The sequence below is a fragment of the Mycobacterium sp. 1245805.9 genome (genome assembly GCF_001672915.1).
Lineage (GTDB): Bacteria > Actinomycetota > Actinomycetes > Mycobacteriales > Mycobacteriaceae > Mycobacterium.
Genome location: NZ_LZKR01000060.1, coordinates 1 through 2,893 on the forward strand (window position 1 = coordinate 1; position 2,893 = coordinate 2,893).

Annotated in this window: 2 protein-coding genes; both read right to left on the reverse strand. The window is 68.8% G+C overall.

Going from position 1 to position 2,893, the window contains the following annotated elements; genetic code table 11:
* Nucleotides 1-136: 136 nt before the first annotated feature.
* Entirely contained in the window at nucleotides 137-1,654 is a 1,518-nt protein-coding gene (gene eccD, locus A9X00_RS09220) for a type VII secretion integral membrane protein EccD (protein WP_067152179.1), read from the reverse strand.
* 269 nt (nucleotides 1,655-1,923) lie between these two features.
* On the reverse strand, nucleotides 1,924-2,826 hold the full coding sequence (locus A9X00_RS09225) for an ESX secretion-associated protein EspG (protein ID WP_067012971.1): 903 nt from the start codon (nucleotides 2,824-2,826) through the stop codon (nucleotides 1,924-1,926).
* Nucleotides 2,827-2,893 lie beyond the last annotated feature (67 nt).

Here is a 2,893-nt window from a genome sequence, read left to right on the forward strand (position 1 = left end):
GGCCGGCGGCCCCGGCGGGGTCCGCCCGGGGGGGGGGCGGCGGGGGGGGGGGGGGGGCCCCGGGGATTCGCCCGGTGTGGTCTGCGGGGGGGGGGGGCGGGGGGGGGGACCGGCGCCCCCGCGCCACACCTTGCTGCTAGCGATAACGGATCGCGGCATAGACATTCATCAGCCACAACGCCAACGGGAAGATCGGCATCAGGCAGAGGTACTCGATGTATTCCACGAACTTGCGGAACAGCGGGCTGTAGATGGTGTTGGGCACCACCGCGGCCGCGGTCAGGCCCGCCGCCGGCAGCAGGACCAGGATCGCCACGCTGATCGACACCGCCAGCGGAGACTGCAACCCGAGCGCGTAGCGAACCACGATCGCGGCGACGATGAGCACCGACGTCGCGGCCAGGCTGATCGCCTGCCAACGGTCCACGTACGAGCGGCCGCGGAGCATCAGGAACCCGGCGGTGAAGCCCGCCAGGATCAGCGGCAGCCAGCGCTGGAACGTGTGCGGGTCCGACAGCGCGGTCAGCGACACGATCATCAGCACGCCGAGCCCCAACAGCAGGCCGGACAGGAACGACCGGGCGCGCTCGGCCTGCAGCACCACGTCCCGAACGGACGCGGGCCCCTCCAGGACCGGAGCGCCACCGTCGGCCCGCGCCACGGTGGTGGGCAGGTCCGGACGCGCCTCGAACACCCACCGGCTGGTGGCCGACGGGAAGACGGGCAGCCGGATTCCGGCCAACCGCCGGGACAGGGCCGGAGCCGACTGGTAGCCCAGCACGCAGACCAGCACGATGCAGGCGAAGTTGGTCACCGCGCTGGTGTTCGCGACCATGCGCGCCAGGCTGGCGATCGCCGCCACGGCGCTGATGGTCACGATCGCGGTGTAGATGGCCAGCCGACGACCGGTGAAGCGCAGGTTGAGCGACGCGCCGATCGCGAGCACGCCGAAGCCCAGCACCGCTTGTGGGGAGCCGACGCCGCCCGGCGGTGCCGAGGCCGCGGCCACCGTGAGCGGCGCGAGGCCGCTCAGCAGCATGATGTCGGCGACCAGCCGGTCCGAGTCGGTCTTCGCCCGCATCGCGAGCATGATGGCCACCGTCAGCGCGATCGCGGCGATGACCGACGAGTACACCGTGGGCAGCCACGAGTTGTGGTGCCAGCGCCACCAGCCGAGCAGACCCGACGCGGCCGTCACGCCGATCGCGACCATCGAGGCGCCGACCTGCACCGCGACAACCGGGTCGATCGCGGCGAACCGCTTGCTCAGGTTTGCCGAGACCGCGGTGGAGATGTGCTCGATGACTTGCGAGCGGTGCTCGGTGTCCGGCAGGAACCGGATCCAGAGCCGGTCGCCGTCGTAGATGTCCTGCTCGGTCAGCGACTGCGTGGCCCGCAGCGGCGTGCCGTCGACGAGGCACAGTGCCCACCGGCCGCGGCCGGTGGCCTCCAGCGGGGTTTCGCCGAGTTCGCGCAGCCGGCTGTTGACGACCTTCAACAGCGGGTCGGTCATCACCGAGACCGGGGCGTTGGCGTCGAGGAGGACGCCGATCTGGACGCCCTCGCCGGCCATGACGCCGACGACTACCGCCCGAGGCTGTGCGATTCCCTCGATGTCTGCCTGTAGGGCATCAGCTACGCCGACCGCGGTCATCGCCCCGCACCCCCTGCCATTGTGAACGTGTAACCCCGTGTCGCCAGGAGCTCGACGGCCCCGGACGCCTCACTCGCCGAGGCGCTGCGGCCCCCTGAGAGGTACAGCTTGACCATTTCGGATTTCATCTGCCTCGCCTTGCGTTAAGGAGTTGTGGTGACACTGCTTTGAAGATTTGCTGTGATGATTCTAGAGAAGTATGCCGTCTTCGCATCCCGACCGCATGTTGTCGGCAAAAGCGTTGGTAAAGTTTATGTTTCGCGGCCATGTCACACCCTGCTATGGGTTTTCCACTCGCCGTAGGGCAGCGTGTCCAGCACGGTCTTGATGCCCACCTGCACCAGTTGGGGGGTTGCCGGGCAGATCGCCAACCAGGCCTCCCCCGAACCCGCCGTGCGCGCTTGCTGATACAGCGCGATGCGGCCGCCCGAACCGTCCTTCAGCGACAGGACCGAGGCGCTGGGGCCCTTGGCGTCGTCCCGGTACTGGCGCGCGTAGACGGCGACCTCGGCGGCGGGGTCGGACAGGGCCTGGCCCAGCGCGGCCACCGTCGCGGCGCTGATGCCCATCCGTCGCAGATCCCCGCCGGAAAAGACGTTGAAGCCGGATTCCTGCCAGGACTTGGTCGCCTCCAGCATCTCCTCCAGCGGCACGTTGACCGCGTTGATCGCCGCCGGCTCCGCGTGGTGGATCGACTCCAGACCGTCGATCACCAACGACGCGATCGAGGCGCTGTCGGCCACGGCGACGTCGTCGACGGTGATGTCGCTGCCCACCCGCACGGCAGACACCCAGTGCTGGCCGCGGCGGGCCAGCACCACGCGGAACTCGTTGTCGGGAATGTCGCGCGAGCCGGGTGGCTGGTTCTCGTCGTCGACGACTCCGTAGAGCAGCTTGCCCCGAGACAGCAAGGCCACGACCTCGAGGTCGGGCGCGGCGAGGACCCGCATTCGAGCGGCGACTTGTTCGTGCACCTCGTCGCCGACCACGATGCCCTGCTCACGCATCACCGCCATTCCGGGGTGTTCGTTGAGCCAGTCGCTCGAGTCGGTGGACACGAACGGGCGGCAGCGCAATTCGGGCGCGACGTGACGAATGTCGAGCAGCGCCTGAAGCATCCAGAAGCCGTCGACGTTGACGGTGATGTCGGTGCGGGTGCTCTGTTGGTCCATCAATAGCCTCAGAAGTGGTCGAAGTTACGGAAACCGCAGGACGCGGCAGCACACCACATAATAGGTG

Coding starts and splice junctions, on each gene's coding strand:
- eccD (WP_067152179.1), bottom strand. CDS start 1,654: ATGACCGCGGTCGGCGTAGCTGATGCCCTACAGGCAGACATCGAGGGA.
- A9X00_RS09225 (WP_067012971.1), bottom strand. CDS start 2,826: ATGGACCAACAGAGCACCCGCACCGACATCACCGTCAACGTCGACGGC.